At 70.9% G+C, this 16825-nt stretch carries 17 protein-coding genes; 6 read left to right on the top strand and 11 right to left on the bottom strand.

The window, feature by feature from the left end; genetic code table 11:
* The first annotated feature begins 19 nt into the window (after positions 1-19).
* On the top strand, positions 20-628 hold the full coding sequence (locus B4V04_RS11155; protein WP_498231639.1) for a hypothetical protein: 609 nt from the start codon (positions 20-22) through the stop codon (positions 626-628).
* A gap of 25 nt (positions 629-653) precedes the next feature.
* On the opposite strand, the gene B4V04_RS11150 is transcribed toward B4V04_RS11155, so the two are convergent.
* From B4V04_RS11150 to B4V04_RS11140, 3 genes are all read right to left on the bottom strand, one after another.
* A complete protein-coding gene (locus B4V04_RS11150; RefSeq protein WP_498231638.1) occupies positions 654-2495 on the bottom strand; it encodes an SLC13 family permease in 1842 nt (613 codons plus the stop codon).
* Positions 2496-2634: 139 nt separating this feature from the next.
* A complete protein-coding gene (locus B4V04_RS11145) occupies positions 2635-2919 on the bottom strand; it encodes a translation initiation factor eIF-1A (RefSeq protein WP_144797820.1) in 285 nt (94 codons plus the stop codon).
* 126 nt (positions 2920-3045) lie between these two features.
* Complete coding sequence (locus tag B4V04_RS11140; protein WP_498231636.1) at positions 3046-3687, bottom strand: P-loop nucleotide/nucleoside kinase family protein; 642 nt, start codon at positions 3685-3687, stop codon at positions 3046-3048.
* Between the two features lie 167 nt (positions 3688-3854).
* Here B4V04_RS11140 and B4V04_RS11135 point away from each other — a divergent pair, with 167 nt between their 5' ends.
* From B4V04_RS11135 to B4V04_RS11125, 3 genes are all read left to right on the top strand, one after another.
* On the top strand, positions 3855-3989 hold the full coding sequence (locus tag B4V04_RS11135) for a hypothetical protein (RefSeq protein ID WP_277752397.1): 135 nt from the start codon (positions 3855-3857) through the stop codon (positions 3987-3989).
* 118 nt (positions 3990-4107) lie between these two features.
* Positions 4108-4827 carry a carbonic anhydrase gene (locus tag B4V04_RS11130; RefSeq protein ID WP_498231635.1) on the top strand — a complete coding sequence of 240 codons (720 nt, stop codon included), beginning with the start codon at positions 4108-4110 and terminating at the stop codon, positions 4825-4827.
* 85 nt (positions 4828-4912) lie between these two features.
* Positions 4913-6175 (top strand): outer membrane protein assembly factor BamB family protein, encoded by a 1263-nt coding sequence (locus tag B4V04_RS11125; RefSeq protein ID WP_498231634.1) that lies wholly within the window; start codon positions 4913-4915, stop codon positions 6173-6175.
* A gap of 194 nt (positions 6176-6369) precedes the next feature.
* Here B4V04_RS11125 and ndk read toward each other — a convergent pair whose 3' ends face one another.
* From ndk to rpl7ae, 4 genes are read right to left on the bottom strand one after another with little or no spacing between them, the layout of a single operon-like run.
* Positions 6370-6849, bottom strand: coding sequence for a nucleoside-diphosphate kinase (gene ndk, locus B4V04_RS11120; RefSeq protein WP_498231633.1), 480 nt, complete (start codon positions 6847-6849; stop codon positions 6370-6372).
* Positions 6850-7038 (bottom strand): 50S ribosomal protein L24e, encoded by a 189-nt coding sequence (locus B4V04_RS11115; RefSeq protein ID WP_092565766.1) that lies wholly within the window; start codon positions 7036-7038, stop codon positions 6850-6852.
* Positions 7039-7041: 3 nt separating this feature from the next.
* Positions 7042-7266, bottom strand: coding sequence for a 30S ribosomal protein S28e (locus B4V04_RS11110; protein WP_004046478.1), 225 nt, complete (start codon positions 7264-7266; stop codon positions 7042-7044).
* Positions 7267-7272: 6 nt separating this feature from the next.
* Entirely contained in the window at positions 7273-7635 is a 363-nt protein-coding gene (rpl7ae, locus tag B4V04_RS11105; RefSeq protein WP_144797830.1) for a 50S ribosomal protein L7Ae, read from the bottom strand.
* 274 nt (positions 7636-7909) lie between these two features.
* On the opposite strand from rpl7ae, the gene B4V04_RS11100 reads away from it, so the two are divergent.
* Positions 7910-9325 carry a bifunctional metallophosphatase/5'-nucleotidase gene (locus tag B4V04_RS11100; protein ID WP_498231632.1) on the top strand — a complete coding sequence of 472 codons (1416 nt, stop codon included), beginning with the start codon at positions 7910-7912 and terminating at the stop codon, positions 9323-9325.
* A 54-nt stretch (positions 9326-9379) separates the two neighbouring features.
* On the opposite strand, the gene B4V04_RS11095 is transcribed toward B4V04_RS11100, so the two are convergent.
* The 3 genes from B4V04_RS11095 to B4V04_RS11085 form a co-directional block, all read right to left on the bottom strand.
* The gene (locus tag B4V04_RS11095) at positions 9380-10330 is read right to left on the bottom strand and encodes a tetrahydrofolate dehydrogenase/cyclohydrolase catalytic domain-containing protein (protein ID WP_498231630.1); all 951 of its coding nucleotides are present in this window, start codon (positions 10328-10330) and stop codon (positions 9380-9382) included.
* Positions 10331-10436: 106 nt separating this feature from the next.
* Positions 10437-11213: an aldo/keto reductase gene (locus B4V04_RS11090; RefSeq protein WP_498231628.1), complete on the bottom strand. Its 777-nt coding sequence runs from the start codon at positions 11211-11213 to the stop codon at positions 10437-10439.
* A gap of 57 nt (positions 11214-11270) precedes the next feature.
* The gene (locus tag B4V04_RS11085) at positions 11271-11966 is read right to left on the bottom strand and encodes an HAD family hydrolase (protein WP_498231626.1); all 696 of its coding nucleotides are present in this window, start codon (positions 11964-11966) and stop codon (positions 11271-11273) included.
* A 188-nt stretch (positions 11967-12154) separates the two neighbouring features.
* Here B4V04_RS11085 and B4V04_RS11080 point away from each other — a divergent pair, with 188 nt between their 5' ends.
* Complete coding sequence (locus B4V04_RS11080) at positions 12155-13294, top strand: CBS domain-containing protein (protein WP_498231624.1); 1140 nt, start codon at positions 12155-12157, stop codon at positions 13292-13294.
* A gap of 85 nt (positions 13295-13379) precedes the next feature.
* On the opposite strand, the gene B4V04_RS11075 is transcribed toward B4V04_RS11080, so the two are convergent.
* Entirely contained in the window at positions 13380-16775 is a 3396-nt protein-coding gene (locus tag B4V04_RS11075; RefSeq protein WP_498231623.1) for a S8 family serine peptidase, read from the bottom strand.
* Positions 16776-16825 lie beyond the last annotated feature (50 nt).

The following is a 16825-nucleotide window of genomic DNA, read 5'->3' as shown; positions in this document are numbered from 1 at the left end:
GTCGCCAATCGCCGATCGAATGCCCGACGACCCCGCCGAGGACGGGCGCGCCGCCGAGACGTCGGTCGACGCGGACGGCGAGGTGACGGAACCGATCGACGACTCGCCGGACGCGACGGTCGACGACTCGCCGAGTCCGCCGACGGGCGCCGTCGATGACGAGGTGCAGCGTCGCCTCCGAGAGGCGTATCTCAACGACGAGGAGAGCGTCCTCGTCGTGACCGCGGTGCGGTCGACGGGGAGGCGCGTCGTCGTCGAACTCCGACCGCCCCACGGGGGAACGACCCACGTCGAGCGGTTCCCGGCGCCGCGGGACGGGTCGCTGGCGGAGTCGGAGGCGTTCCTCGCGTTCCTCGACGCCGCGGGCGTCTCGCCGCTCGACGTCGACGAGGTGGTCGGGACGCGGGTCCCCGCGACGTACGACACGGAGGAGGGCTGGCGCCTCGACGAGGCGTACGTCGGGGAGCGCGGCGAGGACGAGAGCGACGCCGCCGAGACGGACCGACTCTCGGGGCGGTGGAACCGGGCGGCCGAGTGGCTCTGGACCTACCGTTACTGGCTCGTCGCGGTCCTCCTCGTCGGCGGCGAGCTGCTGTTCGTCGCCGTGATCCTCCTGTTGTTCGCCTGATCGACTCGGTCGGCCGCGACCGCGGCTACACGCCCCACAGCAGCGTCACGCCGGCGGTGGTCACGACCGCCAGGAGGAGCTGCAGCGGTCCCCCGACCCGGACGAAGTCGGCGAACTCGTAGCCGCCGGGGCCGTACACCATCAGGTTCGTCTGGTACCCCACCGGCGTCGAGAAGGAGGTCGCCGACGCGAACGTCACGACGAGCAGGAACGCGAACCCGTTCGCGCCGAGTCTCGCGGCCGCGTCCACGGCGATCGGGATCATCAACACGACCGTCGCCACCGGCGTGATGACGTTCGCGAGGACCCCCGTCACCAGCGAGAACAGCAGCAACACCGCGACGGTCGGGAGGACCGCGCCGGTCGCCACCAGCCCCTCCGCGATCAGGGCCGCCCCGCCGGTCCGCTCCATCGCCAGTCCGAGGGGGATCACGCCGGCGAGCAGGAAGATCACGTTCCACGAGACCGCCCCGTAGGCGTCCGACGGCGTGAGACAGCCGGTGACGACCATCAGGAACACGCCGGCGAGCGCGGCGATGACTACCGGGAGGACGCCGAGGGCGGCCGCCATCACGACGCCGACCATGATCCCGACCGCGACGGGGGTCCGCGGCGACAGCGGCGCGACCGCGTCGACGTCCGCGTCGATCAGGCGGTCCAACCCCTCGGCGTCGACGCTGACGAGGTCGCCGGACTCCGCGAAGTGGGCCGCGGACTCCGGAGTCGTCCGGACGAGCAGGAGGTCGCCGACCGCGAGCTCGACGTCGTCGAGCCCGGTGCGGAGCAGCTCTCCCTCCCGCCGGATCGCGAGCACCCTCGTATCGTACACCTCTCGGAGACGGGTCTCCGCGAGCGTCTCGCCGACGAACGTCGAGGTCTCGGGGACGAGCGCCTTGTCGAGGACGCTGTCGGTCGTCGCGTTCGCGAGCGTCTCGTCCGTCACCTCTCGGTCGCCGAGCGTTCGGAGGTCGCGCTCCGCACGGAGGGACTCGACCGACTCGGGCGTCCCGTGTACGACGAGCACGTCGCCGGAGCGGAGTCGACGGTCGGAGCCGACCGCGAGCGAGCCCGTCCCGTCCCGCCGGAGCTGGAGGACGGTCGCGCCGGCCGCGGTCCGCTCGGCGAGGTCGGACACGGGGGTCCCGAGCGAGTCGCTTCCGGGCGGGACGCGGACGTGCGTCAGGAACTCGTCGAGGTCGAACTCCTCGACGAGGTCGGCGTTCGCGGGGATCCGCGCCGGAGTGAGCCGCCGGCCGACCGTCAGCAGGTAAGCCGTTCCGACGGCGAGGACGACGACCCCGAGCGCGGAGAACTCGAACATCCCGATCGGGCCGCGGGGGAGCAGGGTGGCCGCGAACTCGCTCGCTAAGAGATTGGTCGACGTGCCGATGAGGGTGAGCGTCCCGCCGAGGATCGCGGCGTACGACAGCGGCATGAGAAGCTTCGACGGCGACACCCCGCTCTCGTCGGCGAGGTCGGTGATCATCGGGATGAAGACGGCGACGACCGGCGTGTTGTTGACGAACCCCGCGATCGGCCCCGTGGTCAGCACGGTCGCGGCGAGCGCGCGCGTCTCGCTGCCGCGGGTCGCCGCCGCCAGTCGAACCCCGAGCCGCTCCACGAGTCCCGTGGCGTTGATCCCGGCGCTCAGCATGTACATCGCGACGATGGTGACCGTCGCGGTGTTGGCGAACCCGGAGATCGCGCCCCGAGAGCTCACCCCCGTCCACGGCTCCAGCGCCGCCAGCGCGACGACGATCCCGATCGCGGTGACGTCGTTAGGTATCGCCTCCGTGACGAACAGCACCAGCGCGGCGGCTATCAGCCCGAACACCACGAGCGTCCCGGTCGACGCGCCGGCGAACATGGTCGAACGCCACGGGGGAGCTACATAGGGTTTCGCTCTCCGCAACGCGACGGCGCCGCTGAGACGTCAGATCGGTCCGCGCGGGCCGCTACGGGTCGAGGAGTTCGGAGAACGGCACCGCACACCGCGTCGAAAACGACTACTGGATGTGTCCTTCGCGCCGCAGCTGGTCCGCGTCCTCGTCGCTGTACCGCCACTCGACGTTCGCCTTCTCGTCCTGCCACGACCACGGCTCCGCGAGCACGACGTCGCCCTCGCTGATCCACGTCCGGTACTTCATGCGGCCGGGGATCCGACCCAGTCGCGTCTCGCCGTCGACGCAGCGCAGGCGGACGTGGTTCCCGCCGAGGTGCTCGGTCACTACGGCGAACACTTCGTCGTCCGAGGGCATTCGGAGGTTCCGACGCCCGGATTCTTCGCTCATACAGTCCGTAGTGCACTCGCCGGTATAAGTGATGGGAGACGCGTGTGCGCGTTCGCCGTGCGAATCGCTAGCACGAGTCGAGGTGGCGGGAGTCGCGAGCCGGGGGTCGATCGGCGCCTCCGTCGCTCATCCGTCGCGACCGGACGGGCCGCCGAACGCCGCGTCGACCTGCGCGAACGTCTCCGCCTCGTCGCCCGAGTTGTCGACGGTCACGTGGTCCGCCTCGATCCGATCGAAGGCGTCCCTGAAGTGGAGGTAGACGTCGAAGTCGGCGTCGCTGATCCCGTCGCGGCGCTCGATCCGGCGCTCGACGACTGCCTCGTCGCACTCGACCTCCACGAGGTCGAACGAGCCGGCCGCCCGCTCGCCCGCCTCCCGGGCGTCGGCGCGGAAGCGGGCGTCGGCGAACGTGGCGTCGAGGACGACGGCGTCCCCGTCGGCGGCGCGCTCGCGGGCCCGGTCGATCAGCTCCGCGTACACCGCCTCGGTCTCCGCGTCGGTGTACTCCGGGTCCCCGAACAGCTCCTTGCGGATCACGTCCGTGCGGAGGACCTCGCCGTCGACGTGGGCGGCGACCCGCCGGGCGACCGTCGTCTTGCCGACGCCGGGCAGCCCGCAGACGACCGCGATGGCGCCGGTCTCGGCGTCGCCCGACCGGTCGCCGTCCCGGCCCGCGAACGCGTCGGCGGTATCCGCGCCGTCGACCGCGTCACGGTTCGACATCGACACCTCCGCTCCGTCCGGCGAGTCGTCGCCCTCCGTGTTCATCCACTCGGACGGTCCGGCGAGAGGTAAAAGAAAGTTCTCTTCGGCGAGGGGAGGTCCGCCGTGGCGTCGATCCGATGCCGATCCGACAGCGGCCCGGGCGGCGGCGGAGCCCTCCGTCTCGGGACGCGAGCGAAGCGTTCAAACCCCGCGGCGACGACGCGGTTTGTATGAGAGACATGGAAAGCGTCGTCCTCGACCAGAACGAGGAGGCCCTCGCCCCGGCCGTCGTGGTCGCGACGATCGCGCTGCTCGCGGTGTTCGTCCTCGGATTCCTGGTTCAGATCGTCGGGCTCGTGATCTGACCCGATCGGCTCATCTCGGTCCGATCCTGTTCAGTCGGTCCCCCTCCGGTCCGGACCACTCCAGTCGGTCCCCCTCCGGTCCGGCCCCTTTTTGAACGCACGCGCGGAGTTTCGGCGTATGACCCGCGAACTCCTCGCCGAACTCCTCGACGGGAACGACGATCACGTCGGTTCCGCCGCCGCCGGCGAGCTCGCCGCCCGGCGCGACGGGCAGCGACCGCCCGTCGTCTCCGTCTGCTGTTCGGACTCTCGCGTGTCACAGGAGGGGATGTGGTCGGTCGACCGGCCGGGATTCCTCTTCACCGCGGGCAACATCGGGAACCGCGTGAGCGACGTCGTCGACGGCGAGCGCGTGCTCTCGGGGAGCGTCGCCTACCCGCTCGCTCACGCGGACACGGGCGTGCTCGCCGTCGTCGGCCACACCGGGTGCGGCGCGGTCGGCGCCGCCCTCGCCGCGGTCCGCGACGGCGCCGTCCCCGAGGAGCCGGGCGTCCGAGCGGACGTGGCGGAGCTCGAGCCGATCGTGGAGTCGGGGCTCGCGGCGGTCGGCGACGGGAACGCGGCCGCGAACGATGACGGGAACGCGGCCGCGAACGGCGGCGCGAGCCTCCGCAACCGCCTCGTCGAGTACAACGTCCACGAGCAGGTCGCGGTCGCCCGCGGGACCGAGACCGCCGCCGACGCCGACGTGTACGGCTTCGTGTACGACTTCCACGGGGCGTACGGCGACCGCGACGGCGCCACCTACCTCGTCAACGCGAACGGCGAGCGCGACCCGGACGCCCTCCGAGAGCTCGTCGACCCGGGCCACGCGGACAACGTCGCCACCCTGCTGTAGTCCTCCTCCCGCCCCGTCGTTCGCCACCCCCTTCCGCCCGCCGCATCCGACAGTCGTATCACCGGGACGACCGAACTCGGTGGCAATGGACCGTCGCGTTCTGTTCGCGAGCCTGATCCTCCTCGCCGGCGGCGCGACCGGCGTCGGGGTCGCCCTGTTCGCGTTCGTCGGCATCGACGACGCCGCGGTGGAGTCGGAGGTCGTGTGGGAGACGGAGCCCGTCGCCGGCGACGACGGGAGCGGCGCGGTCGTCGCCACCATGGACGGCGACTCGCTGGTCCTCCAGTCGACGGTCGAGGACGGCGAGCGGGCCGTCCGCGCGACCGCCGTCGGCGGAGACGTCGAGTGGCGAACGCCCCTCTCCGCCGTCGGGCCTCCCGGCGCGACCGGCGGGGACGCGGCCGACGGCGGTGCGGCCGACGGCGACCCGCCCGACGTGAGCGATCTCGCCTCTGGGACGCTCGACGGCGATGCGGTCGTCGCGTTCACGACGGAGTCCGGGTCGCTCGTCGTCCTCGACGCGGCGGACGGCGCGACGCGGTTCACCGTCGACCTCGGCGGCCCGGGCGGGCTGCGCCCGGCGATCGGCGATCTCACCGGCGACGGGCGGGCCGAGGTCGCCGCGGCCACGGCCGACGGTCGCGTCGTCGCCGTCGACGGAGCGGGGGACACCGTGTTCGAGACGACCCTCGACGCGTCGGTCGACCGGCGGCCGCTGATCGTCGGCTTCGGGGACGGGGAAGGAGACGACGCCGAGGCGCCGCGCGGCGTCGCGGTCGCGACCGTCGGCGACGAGGAGACCACGGTGCGTCTGCTCGACGCGACCGGCGACGCTCGCTGGACGACGACCCCGTCCGTCACGCCGCTGAGCTGGAACGCGGCCGACACGCGGGACGGCCCCGTCATCGCGCTCGGCGGGACGAACGGGAACCTGGAGACGATCGAGGCCTCTGACGGCTCCGGCAGGTACGAGGTCGGACTCCAGGACCTCCCCGTCGCCGTCGGCGACGCCGACCGCGGTCGGATCCACGTCGGCGGCGTGCGCAGCGTCTGGGCGGTCGACCTCCTCGACGGTGAGGTCGTCTGGAAACAGCAGTACGGGGGCGACACGCGCGTGAACGCCCCGGGCGTCGGCAACGTCAGCGCGGACGCCGGAGCCGGGCCCGTCGCGGTGAATCGGGAGGGCGACGTGCTCGCGCTGAACCCCAGCGGCGAGGCGATCGCCCAGGGGAACGTCGGCGCCGCGGTGGTGTACGCGGGACCGCTGTTCGCCGACGTGACCGGCGACGGGACCGACGAGGTGCTCGTCGTCACCGAGGACGGCCGCATCGTTGCGCTCGACGACTGAGCCGGCGCTCGACGCCCGATCGTCGGTTCGACTGCCACCCGATCGCCGCGACGGTTTATATACTTCGCTGACAGGAGAACCGCACGACTCCGCGGGAACGTTGACGGTCGTTCATCGGAAACGCGGTGTGTCGACGGAGCCGCCGCTCCCGGCTCTCGCGGGCGTCGAAAAGCGGGAACGCGGGAGGCGCGTCCTCAGTGCTGCTCGTCCTCGTACACCCACGCGGCGGTGTCGAGGCCGTAGTCGGCGAGCTCGTCCTCGTCGAAGAAGAGGTCGATCTCGCGCTCGTTGGCGCCCTCGTCCTCGTGGTCCGACGCGTGGATCACGTTGTGGCCGAGGTCTAAGCCGAAGTCGCCGCGGATCGTGCCCGGGGCGGACTCGGCGGGGTCGGTCTCGCCGACCATCGCGCGGACCTGCCGGGTCGCGTCGGCGCCCTCCCACACCATCGCGAAGACGGGGCCGGAGGTGATGAACTCGACGAGGCCGTCGAAGAACGGCTTGCCCTCGTGTTCACCGTAGTGGTCGTGGGCGAGCTCCTCGTCGATCCGCATGAACTTGCCGCCGACGAGCTTCAGGCCGCGCTCCTCGAAGCGGGAGACGATCTCGCCGATGAGGCCGCGCTGGACGCCGTCCGGCTTCACCATCACGAAGGTGCGCTCGTCGTGGTGGCTCATCTACTCGCCACCGTGGTCGCGCCCTTCCTCGGTCCACTCGAGGTCGCGCGCCTCGCGGCCGAGGAAGTAGTTCTTCTCCGCCTTCGAGTCGACGAAGTGGAGGATCTGTCCGTCCTTCTTGACGTACATCGTGCCCGTGCCGGGCTCGATCTCCTCGCCGGTGTAGTCGCAGGTGCGTGTCTCGACCATTGGTTATCGCCCTCCGATGGAGTCCGCGTCGCGCTGGGTCTCCCGGAGCTGGAGCACGTCGCCCATGCGGACGGGGCCCAGGACGTTCCGGGTGATGATCCGGCCCTGGTTCGATCCCTCCTGGATGCGGCATTTGACCTGCATGGCCTCGCCGTGCATCCCGGTCTTGCCGACGACCTCGATCACCTCGGCGGTGGTCGAGTCGCCGGTGCCCTCTTCTGCGCTCATGGGTGGTTATCGGAGCTCCGCGACCTTCTCGCCGATGTCCTCGACGTCGTCCTCGGCGTCGCCGGCGTCCACGACGGCGGCGGCGGCCGAGCCGACCTCGAGGCCCGCGGCGTGACCGACTTCGTCCTGCGTGTCGACGAAGACGACCGGGATCCCCTTCTCGTCGGCGAGCTCGGGGAGGTGCATGACAATCTCCTCGGGGGAGACGTCCTCCGCGACGATGACGAGGTCGGCGTTGCCGCGCTCGACGGCCTTGGTGGTCTCGTTGGTTCCTTTCTTCACGGTACCTGTGTCTCGGGCGACCTCGAGCGCCTCGAGCGATCGCTCGGCGAGGTCGGCTGGGGTTTCGTAGTCTACGTAAACGGGCATATGTTGTTCACCTGTCCTCCGTGCGGGCTCGCGTGTCCGTCCCGTGGCCGGTCCCTAACGGAACGGCACATCATCAACCCCACAGAGGCTGTGACCCGACGTAGTCCGGACGTCCATAAAAGCGCTTTCAATGTCCCTCGCGTGTGCGAGCGGGAGTCACGGGTCGGAAAGCGGCTCCTCGGGCCCGAAGGAGCGCCCTCGGCGACCCCGGAGCGCCGGTCCCGTCGGACTCCGCGTTTCTTAAGCGTCGCTCGCCCCTCCGGTCGGGCATCGAATGGTCCGTCTCGTTCACTACTCCGACATCGAGAACGTCTTCGACGCCCCCGAGCGGGCGGCCCGCCTCGCCGGCCGGATCCGGGCGCTCTCGGGCCCCGACGCCGCGGTCGTCGCCACCGGCGACACGACCGCGCCGGGCGTCCTCTCGCTGGTCGCGAGCGGGCGGCAGGTCGTCGACTTCTACGCGGCCACCGGCACCGTCCTCGACACGTTCGGCAACCACGAGTTCGACTACGGGCCGGACGCGCTCCGCGGGCTCGTCGCCGACGCCCCGGCGACGTTCGTCTCCGCGAACGTCCGCGACGAGGCGGGCGAGCCCTTCGGCCGCGAGGCGGGCGTCGTCCCGTGGGCGACCCGCGAGGTCGACGGGGCCGCGGTCGGCTTCGTCGGCGTCACCGACCCCGCCACCGACTCGCTGAATCCGATGGCCGCCGAGCTCTCGTTCGACGACCCGGTCGCCGCCGCGCGCGACGCGCTCGCCGAGATGCGGACCGCGGTCGCCGAGCGCGGGAGCGGGGAGGACGCCACTGCGCTCGATCACGCCGTGGTCCTCTCCCACCTCGGCGCGGGCGACGACGACCTCGCGCGGGCGCTCGACGTCGACGCGATCCTCGGCGGCCACGTCCACAGCCGGCGCAACGAGGTCGTCGCCGGCACCCGGATCGTCCGCCCCGGCGTCAACGGCGAGGCGGTCGCCGAGGTCGACCTGGGGCCGTCCGTCCCGGACGCGACGCTCCACGAGCCCGACGGGGCGACGCCGGCGCCGGGACTGGCCGACGCCCTCGCGGAGCGGATGGCCGCGGCCGACCTCGACGAGACCGTCGACGTCGTCGAAAACCCGATCGAGCGCACGGGCGAGGTCGTCCACGGCGGCGAGTGCCGCGTCGGCAACTTCGTCGCGGACGCGTTCCGGTGGGCCCACGACGCCGACGTGGGGCTCTCGAACGCCGGCGGGCTCCGGCAGGGCGACCCGTGGGCGGGCGCGGTGACGAAGGCCGACCTGATCAGCCTGATCCCGTTCGAGGAGCCCGTGGCGCTCGCCTCGGTCACGGGCGCGGAGCTCCTCGAGATACTCCGCGAGATGGCCGCGCCCGACGTCGACTTCGGGGAGGACGACTGGTGGCACGGCCACGTCTCGAACGCCGAGATCGTCTGGGACGCCGACGCGGAGCTGATCATGGAGGCGACCGTCGGCGGCGAGCCGATCGACCCCGAGGCGCGCTACACCGTCGCGGTCTCGGAGTACCTCCTCCACTCCGAACACGAGTACCCGACGCTCGCGCAGCGCCACCGGATCGACGAGGCCGACATCCAGTACGAGGTGCTCGCCGCCTACGCCCGCGAGCACGGGATCGACCCCGAGATCGAGGGCCGGATCGAGATCCGGAACCGCGCCGCCGGCGACGACGACTGAGCGGATCGCGATCCGGCTGAGCGAGCCGCGGTTCAGACCGACCGCCTTCCCGGTTCAGTCCAGATCGACCGCGACATCGTGCTGCAGTCCGGCCGCCTTCACCGTATTATAAAGCAGCATCGCGCGCGTCATCGGCCCGACGCCGCCGGGGACCGGGGTGATCGCGCCCGCCACCTCCCTCGCCGACTCGTAGTCGACGTCGCCGACGAGCTCGTACCCCTTCTCCGTCTCGGCGTCGACCCGGTTGATCCCCACGTCGATCACGGTCGCGCCCGGCTTGAGCATCGAGCCGTCGACGAACTCCGGGATGCCGGCGGCGGCGATCACGATGTCGGCGTCCGCGAGCTTCCCCTCCAAGTCCTCGGTCCGAGAGTGACACACCGTCGTGGTCGCGTTGCCGGTCGGCGACTTCTGGATCAGGAGGTTCGCCATCGGCTTCCCGACGATGTCCGACCGGCCGACGACGACCGCGTCGGCGCCCTCGGTCTCCACGTCGTACGCCGCGAGGAGCTTCTGGACGCCGTGGGGGGTGCAGGGCTTGAACCGGGCGTCGCCGGCGACGAGTCGCCCGACGTTCTCCGGGTGGAAGCCGTCGACGTCCTTCTCGGGGGCGATCCGCCGGAGGACGCTCCGTTTGTCGACGTGGTCGGGAACGGGTAGCTGAACCAGGATGCCGTGGACGTCGTCGCGCTCGTTGAGGTCGTCGATCGTGTCGTACAGCTCCTCGGCGGGGGCGTCGGCGTCGATCTCGACGTGGACGCTCTCGATACCGACCTCCTCGCAGTCGCGCTGTTTCATCGAGACGTACGTCTCGCTCGCGGGGTCGTCGCTCATCAGGACGGTGGCGAGTCCGGGCGTCACGCCCGCCGCTTCCAGCGTCTCGACGTGCGCGGTCACGTCCGCGCGCACGTCGGCCGCGACGGCCTCGCCGTCGATGATCGTCGTCGCGTCCGCGTCGCCGGCGGGGACCCCGTCGCCGTCGGCGGCGTCCGTGTTCTCGGTCATACCGGAACCGAGAGCGAGGCGATACAAAAGTGACGCGGGATCGTGTCGATCTCACCTATATGACGCCCGAGAGTATACACGAACCTGTATTATTCGGCGTCGGACGTCACTCCGGGAACAGCTCCTCCTCGCGCTCGACCGCGTCGATCGCGGCGACCTCGTCCGGAGCGAGGTCGAGGTCGGCGGCCGCGAGGTTCGCGCGGAGGTGGCGCTCGCTCGACGCCTTCGGGATCGCGGCGACCGGCTCCTTCGCGGTCGCCCACGCGATCGCGACCGCCTCGGGCGTCGCCCCGTGCGCCTCGGCGACCGACCGGACGGCGTCGACCTCGCGCACCCGGCCGCCGGCCAGCGGCGAGTAGGCGACCACGTCGTAGCCGTGTCGCCGGGCGTGTGCGAGGAGTTCGGGCCTGTAGAACAGCGGATGCAGCTCTGTCTGGTGGGCCGCGAGCGGCGCGTCGAGGACGTCGAGAGCGCGGTCCAACTGGTCCGGCTCGAAGTTCGAGACGCCGACGTTCCGGACGAGCCCCTCGTCGACCAGCCGGTCGAGCGCGGGCAGCGTCGCCGCCGGGTCGTAGTCGCCCCGCGGGCGGTGGACGTACAGCAGGTCGATCGCCTCGACGCCGAGCCGGTCGGCGCTCTCGCGGGCGGCCGGGCCGACGTCGCCGGGGGCGAGGTCGTCGATCCACAGCTTCGTCGCGACCGTCACGTCCTCGCGGTCGAGGTCGCCGTCGGCCGGTCCCGCCGCGAGCCCCGCGCCGACGACCGCCTCGTTGCCGTAGATCCGGGCGGTGTCGAGGTGGCGGTAGCCGACCGAGAGCGCGGTCGCGACCGCGTCGGGGTCGTCGATCCCCATCGTGCCGAGACCGACGGGCGGGAGGTCCATGTGCCACGCTGGGCCCGACCGAGACAAAAAGGTCCGGCTTCCCGCGGCGGACGGGATTCAGGCCGGTTCGTCGCGCTCCGCGTCGGAGCGGACGGGCGCCCGCCCGCAGATGCTCACGAGGTCGTGGAGGTCGTCGATCTCGTACGTCGGCTGGCAGGAGAGCTCCGCGGAGCGGCGGTGCGGGCGCCGGACGAACGCGGAGTCGATGCCGGCGTTGTCGGCGGCGCGCACGTCCGACTCGTTGTCGCCGACGAACAGCGCCGTCTCGGCGCCGAGGTCCTCCAAGGCGCGTTCGAGGTAGTACGGCGAGGGCTTCTTGCGCGAGAGGCTGGCGATCGACGGCTCGCGCCCGTAGGCGACCTCGAACCGCCCGGCGAGGTCGAAGTGATCGAGGACGGCGTCGACGGTCGCCTGCTGGTTCGAGGAGACCACGCCGAGCGGGGCGTCGAGGTAGCGGAGCGCGTCGACGTCCTCGTACGGCGTCTTCCGACCTTTCCGGGCGGCGTCGATCTGGGCGGCCGAGGCCGTCTCGTCGCGGACGCGCCAGAACTCCGCCGGCTCCATCCCGTACCGCTCGCAGATGTCGGTCAGCGTCGCGGGGTCGACGCCGACGGCGACGTCGTCGACGTGGGCCAGGTCGGGGTCCTCGACGCCGAGGCTCACGAACGCGTCCCAGGCGGCCTCCCGGAGCGTGTCGAACGAGGTCCGTCCGACGAGCACCCCGTCCTTGTCGAGGACGACGGCGTCGTACACGACCCACCCTCCGTGAGTAACCGGCAAAAAGCTTTCACCGGTTCCGGTCGCCGCGGATCGCGGTATTTTCCTTCGCTGTCCGGGCGGAAATGAATTAGGATTGACACCACCGAAGGGGGTGGCGCTCTCACCGGCGAGCACGCCTCCCGCACTTTCAATACCCGGCGCGACCAACCCTCGACTTGGATATGAATATCGTTGATATCGCGGTGCCGGAATACGTCGAGGTCGACGTCGACACGCGACTCGCCAAGGTTCGGTCCATCTTCGAGCGCGAGAACCCGAAGGGGATCGTCGTCACCGAGGACGGCGAGTACGTCGGCGTGGTCGGGGAGAAGCAGCTCATGCGCTCGCGCATGGAGGACGACACGAAGGTGTCGGCCGTGATGAAGCCCGCGCCCTCCGTCGACCGCCACGAGGACGTGCGGGAGACGGCCCGCCTCCTCGTCGAGGGCGACGTGAAGATCGCGCCCGTCTACGAGGGCGAGAAGCTCTACGGGATCGTCACGGTCGACCAGATCCTCGAGGCCGTCCTCGACAGCCTCGACGCGATCACCGTCGCGCAGGTCGCGACGGAGGACGTCATCGGGATAAACGAGAAGGACAGCGTCGGCCGCGCGATCAACCGCCTCCGCGAGAACGGGATCTCCCGGCTCCCGGCCCTCGACGAGGACGGCCGACTTGTCGGCGTCGTCACCACCAACGACATCGTCGAGTTCGTCGTCCGCGACCAGGAACGGCAGGGCAGCGGCGACCGCGCCGGCGACATCGACCGGATGCTCGACATCCCCGTCTACGACATCATGTCGAGCCCCGTCGTCACCGCGACCGCCGACGAGACCGCGCAGGCCGTCGTCGAGCGCATGTTCGACAACGAGGTTTCCGGGCTCGTCGTCACCCCGGACGGCGCAGACACCGTCGCCGGGATAGTGACGAAGACCGACGTGCTCCGCGCGCTCACGTTCACCGAGCAGGACTCGATGGACGTCCAGATCACCAACGTCGACCTGCTGGACACGACCACCCGCGAGCACATCGTCGAGTCGATCGAGCAGGTCGCCGACAAGTACGCCGCGATGCACGTCATCCACGCGCACGTCCGGCTCCACGCGCACAAGGAGAAGCTCCGCGGCACGCCCCTGATCCAGTGTCAGATCCGCCTCCGGACCAACGAGGGCCAGGTCGGCGGCTCCGGCGAGGGGTACGGCGCCGAACACGCCTTCCACGTCGCGCTCGACAAGCTGGAGCGCAACGTCCTCGAGATCAAGGGCGTCAACGCCGACGAGGAGTACCGCGGCCAGCTGCTCCGCAAGCTCGGCGAGCTGTGAGCCGATAGCGGGTTCGGCGGTTCCGGCGCTTTTTTCGCGCGTCTTTTCGTTTTCCGTCTCGACGACGGATTCCCGAGGCCGATCCTCAGCCGTTCCCGGCGCGAAGTCTCCCGAGCAGCGTCGCCGCGAGCAGCGCAGCGATCCCGGCGACCGGCCCGAAACCGGGTGCCTCGTCGTCCGAGGTGTCGTCCGGCGCGCCGGGCTCGTCGGTCCCCTCCCCGTCGTCGCCGTCGGACTCGTTCGTGCCGCCGCCCGCGTCCGTCCCGTCTCCTCCGCCGCCGTCGTCCGACGACCCGTCGTCGACGGGCTCCCGTTCGTCGGTCGGTTCGGTCGTCCCGTTCGGAGGGACGCCGGATTCGTTGGTCAGACGGCTCGTTTCGTTCGTCGGTTCCGCCGTCCCGTTCGTCGGTTCCGCCGTCTCGTTCGCGATTCCGTCGGTCTCGCCCGTCTCCTCCTCGTCAGCAGGTGTCGTGGATCCACCGCCCCCGCCACCCCCGCTGACTCCGCCGCCACCCCCACCCCCGCCGCCTCCGCCGCCTCCATCGCCGCTATCTGTGCTCCCGCCGTCGTCCTCGCCGCTGATCACGTCGAACGACTTCGTTCGGGTGTCGTTCCCCGTCGATGCGGTGACGTCGTACCGACCGGTCGACGCGCCCTCGTCGATCGAGACCGCGGTCGTCGTCGATCGCGTCGCGTCGATCTCGACGCCCGAGAGCGACCGCGACGCCGGATCGGCCGTCCCGCTCGGCGAGACGGACGCGCTCACGGTGACGTTCCCGGCCGCTCGGCCCGCGTTTCGGACGTCGATCGAGAACTCGCCGCTCGACCCCCGTTCGATCTCGTCCGGCCCGGAGATCGAGGTGACCTCGAACACCGCCGTCGGGCTCAGCGAGACGCTCTCCTCGCGCGACTCGTTCGCCGCGAGCGCGAGCGTCCGCGACGACTCGGCGTACCCGGCGGCCGAGACCGTCACCGTCCGCTCCCCGCGGTCGACCCCGAGCGAGTAGTTCCCGGCGGTTCCGGTGTCGGTGGACGTCGACCCGGTGGACACGGTCGCACCGGCGACCGGGTCGCCGCTGCGTTCGTTCGTCACCGTTCCGGAGAGCGTCGCCGCTCTCGGATCGAGCGCGAGCCCCGGATCCGCGGTCGCGTTGGGATCGATCGTCAGGTCGGTTCGCGCGTCCGGGCGGAAGTCCGGCGCCTCCGCGGTGACGTCGTACGACCCGGGCCGGAGATCCACCGCGTACGACCCGTCGTCCGCCGCGTCGATGGCGGCGACGGTCGCGTCCGTCTCGTTCCTGACCGTCACCGTCGGGTTCGACGGACGATCGAGGTCGTCGCTCGCGTTCACGACCCCGGCGAGCGTCCCGTTTCGGAGCGCGAGCGAGAGGTTCGCGGTGGCGGCGTCGCCGCTACCGTTCAGTTCGACCGTCTCGCTCGCGGGCGCGTACGTCGCGTTGCTCGCGGTGACAGTGAGATTGGTCGCCGGCACGTCGACGCGGTAGGTCCCGTTCTCGTCGGTCGTCGTCTCGGCGACCGCCTCGGTGTCGTTTCGGACGACCACGTCGACCGCGGGAAGCGTCGCGTTCGTCTCCGCGTCCGTCACGGTGCCGTTCACCGTGCCGACTGCGTCTGCGACCCGGGTCGCCGCGGTGGTGTTGTCCTCGGCCGACGCGACTTCGACCGTCGTTTCGCCGGTCCCGAAGTCGCTCGGGACGGTCCCGTCGAGTGAAACGGTCGCGGTGTTTCCGGCGCCGAGCGAGACGTCCGTCGCGTTAAGCACCCGGACGTCGCTCTCGTTCGCCGGATCGGTCAGGCGGAGTTCGACAGTTCGATTTTCACCGCTTATTCGACCCACGTTCGTCACGTTTGCCGTCGCGTTGATCGTTCCGTTTCGCTCGGCGATCGGAGGTGAGTCTAGATCGGTCACATTGTAGAACGGCCTCGTCGACGAGACGGCTGCGTAGGCGTCGACGATCCCGGTCCCATATCGCGTGTCCGGCTCCGTCGCGTTGTCGGGGTGGTTCGCGGTACTCCTGATCGCGTCATAGATCACCTCGTCAGAAACGTTTCTCGACGTCGACGAGATCATCAGCGCCGCGACGCCGGAGACGTGCGGCGCGGCCATGGAGGTGCCGCTCTTTTCCGTATAGCCTCCGCCCGGCGTCGACGAGTACACGCTCACTCCCGGCGCCGACGCGTCCGGGACGACGTACTCGGCGGGCCAGTCGGCGGTCAGAGTCTCGTTGTTCCAGTCATCCGTGTTCACCGTCTCGCCGCTGGAGAACCAGGCGACATCGCGGCTGTCGTTGACCGCGCCGACAGCGAACGACTCGTACACGTTCCCGGGGGAACTCGACGATCCTTCTTCGCTGTTTCCGGCCGACACGACCACGATCTTCCCGGTGCCGCGAGCGTTCTGCACCGGTTCGATGAACCCGTCCGCGTATCCGTCCGCACCGAGGCTCATCTGAAGCACGTCGACGTCCGAGTCCTCTGTCGCGTGCTCCATGCCGGCGACGACCCGCATGAACGTCGCGTTTCCGCCGTCGTCGTCGAACACTTTGATACCGTGGAGCGTCGCCTCGGGGGCCACACCGATCGCCGTCCCGCTCTCGTTTCCGCCGGCGACCGTCCCGGCGACGTGGGTACCGTGACCGTTCCCGTCCGACGCGTCGCTGAGGTCGTCGCTCACGAGATTCCCGTCCGTGTCGTACTCCGCCCACCCGCTCACCGTGAGATCCGGGTGGTTCGGGTCGATTCCCGTGTCGATCACGGCAACGGTCGCGCCCGCTCCCCTCGCGTCGAACGCCTCCCACACCTCGGGGGCGCGCACCATGTCGACGCCGTACGTCGCGTTCGTCGAGGTCGAGGTTGCGGAGACGGACCCCGAAGTAGGGCCCTCGACGGATCCGGGGCCGCCGGCCGCTGCTCCGCCACCTGCGGCCGAAGCCGAGTCGAGTTCCATCTCGAAGTTCTCGTGAACGCGCTCGACGCCGCGCACGTCGAGGAGTCGCTCGACCGCGACGCTCTCGGTGTCGACCGTAACGAGCATCGCGTTCGCGAGCCAGGAGCTCCGCTCGACCGTGACGCCGGGCTTCCGCTCTGCGAACCGCTCGAAGTCGCCCTGCGCGGCCGCGGCCTTCGTCTTGAGCTCGTCAGTTCCGATCCGGCCCCCGTCGCCGGCGCGGTGCGCGCCGGGCCCGGCGTCGTCCTCGAAGCGCACGACGAGTTCGACGGTGCCGTTCGCCGACCGCAGTCCGGGGCCCACGGCGTCGGACGACGCCGCCCCGGACGACGTCGACGTCGACGTCGACGGAGCGGGAGATGCGGGGGACGCGTCGCCGCCGACCGCCGGGCGGTCGACGGCCGCTGCGCCGAGGCCGCCGGCCACCGCCGCGGGCGCGAGGGCGGCGACGAGGACGCACGCGACGACGAGCAGGACGGTCGCTCGTCCGAGTCGACTCGCCCGGTTATCCATTACGTATTAGGTCGGTAGGAAGGGCTTAATTCCCACGCCCGGCGCGACGG

The organism is Halorubrum sp. B52 (assembly GCF_059752555.1).
The sequence above is the reverse complement of the archived record's forward strand: the minus strand, read 5'-3'. Positions and strand labels throughout refer to the sequence as shown.

Bases quoted from the DNA above. Each gene is read 5' to 3' on its own strand.
- B4V04_RS11135 (WP_277752397.1), top strand. From the start codon at position 3,855: ATGAGAGACATGGAAAGCGTCGTCCTCGACCAGAACGAGGAGGCCCTC.
- B4V04_RS11115 (WP_092565766.1), bottom strand. From the start codon at position 7,038: ATGGTCGAGACACGCACCTGCGACTACACCGGCGAGGAGATCGAGCCC.
- B4V04_RS11145 (WP_144797820.1), bottom strand. From the start codon at position 2,919: ATGAGCGAAGAATCCGGGCGTCGGAACCTCCGAATGCCCTCGGACGAC.
- B4V04_RS11125 (WP_498231634.1), top strand. From the start codon at position 4,913: ATGGACCGTCGCGTTCTGTTCGCGAGCCTGATCCTCCTCGCCGGCGGC.
- B4V04_RS11110 (WP_004046478.1), bottom strand. From the start codon at position 7,266: ATGAGCGCAGAAGAGGGCACCGGCGACTCGACCACCGCCGAGGTGATC.
- ndk (WP_498231633.1), bottom strand. From the start codon at position 6,849: ATGAGCCACCACGACGAGCGCACCTTCGTGATGGTGAAGCCGGACGGC.
- B4V04_RS11075 (WP_498231623.1), bottom strand. From the start codon at position 16,775: ATGGATAACCGGGCGAGTCGACTCGGACGAGCGACCGTCCTGCTCGTC.
- B4V04_RS11130 (WP_498231635.1), top strand. From the start codon at position 4,108: ATGACCCGCGAACTCCTCGCCGAACTCCTCGACGGGAACGACGATCAC.
- B4V04_RS11090 (WP_498231628.1), bottom strand. From the start codon at position 11,213: ATGGACCTCCCGCCCGTCGGTCTCGGCACGATGGGGATCGACGACCCC.
- B4V04_RS11150 (WP_498231638.1), bottom strand. From the start codon at position 2,495: ATGTTCGCCGGCGCGTCGACCGGGACGCTCGTGGTGTTCGGGCTGATA.
- B4V04_RS11155 (WP_498231639.1), top strand. From the start codon at position 20: ATGCCCGACGACCCCGCCGAGGACGGGCGCGCCGCCGAGACGTCGGTC.
- B4V04_RS11140 (WP_498231636.1), bottom strand. From the start codon at position 3,687: ATGAACACGGAGGGCGACGACTCGCCGGACGGAGCGGAGGTGTCGATG.
- B4V04_RS11095 (WP_498231630.1), bottom strand. From the start codon at position 10,330: ATGACCGAGAACACGGACGCCGCCGACGGCGACGGGGTCCCCGCCGGC.
- B4V04_RS11100 (WP_498231632.1), top strand. From the start codon at position 7,910: ATGGTCCGTCTCGTTCACTACTCCGACATCGAGAACGTCTTCGACGCC.
- rpl7ae (WP_144797830.1), bottom strand. From the start codon at position 7,635: ATGCCCGTTTACGTAGACTACGAAACCCCAGCCGACCTCGCCGAGCGA.
- B4V04_RS11080 (WP_498231624.1), top strand. From the start codon at position 12,155: ATGAATATCGTTGATATCGCGGTGCCGGAATACGTCGAGGTCGACGTC.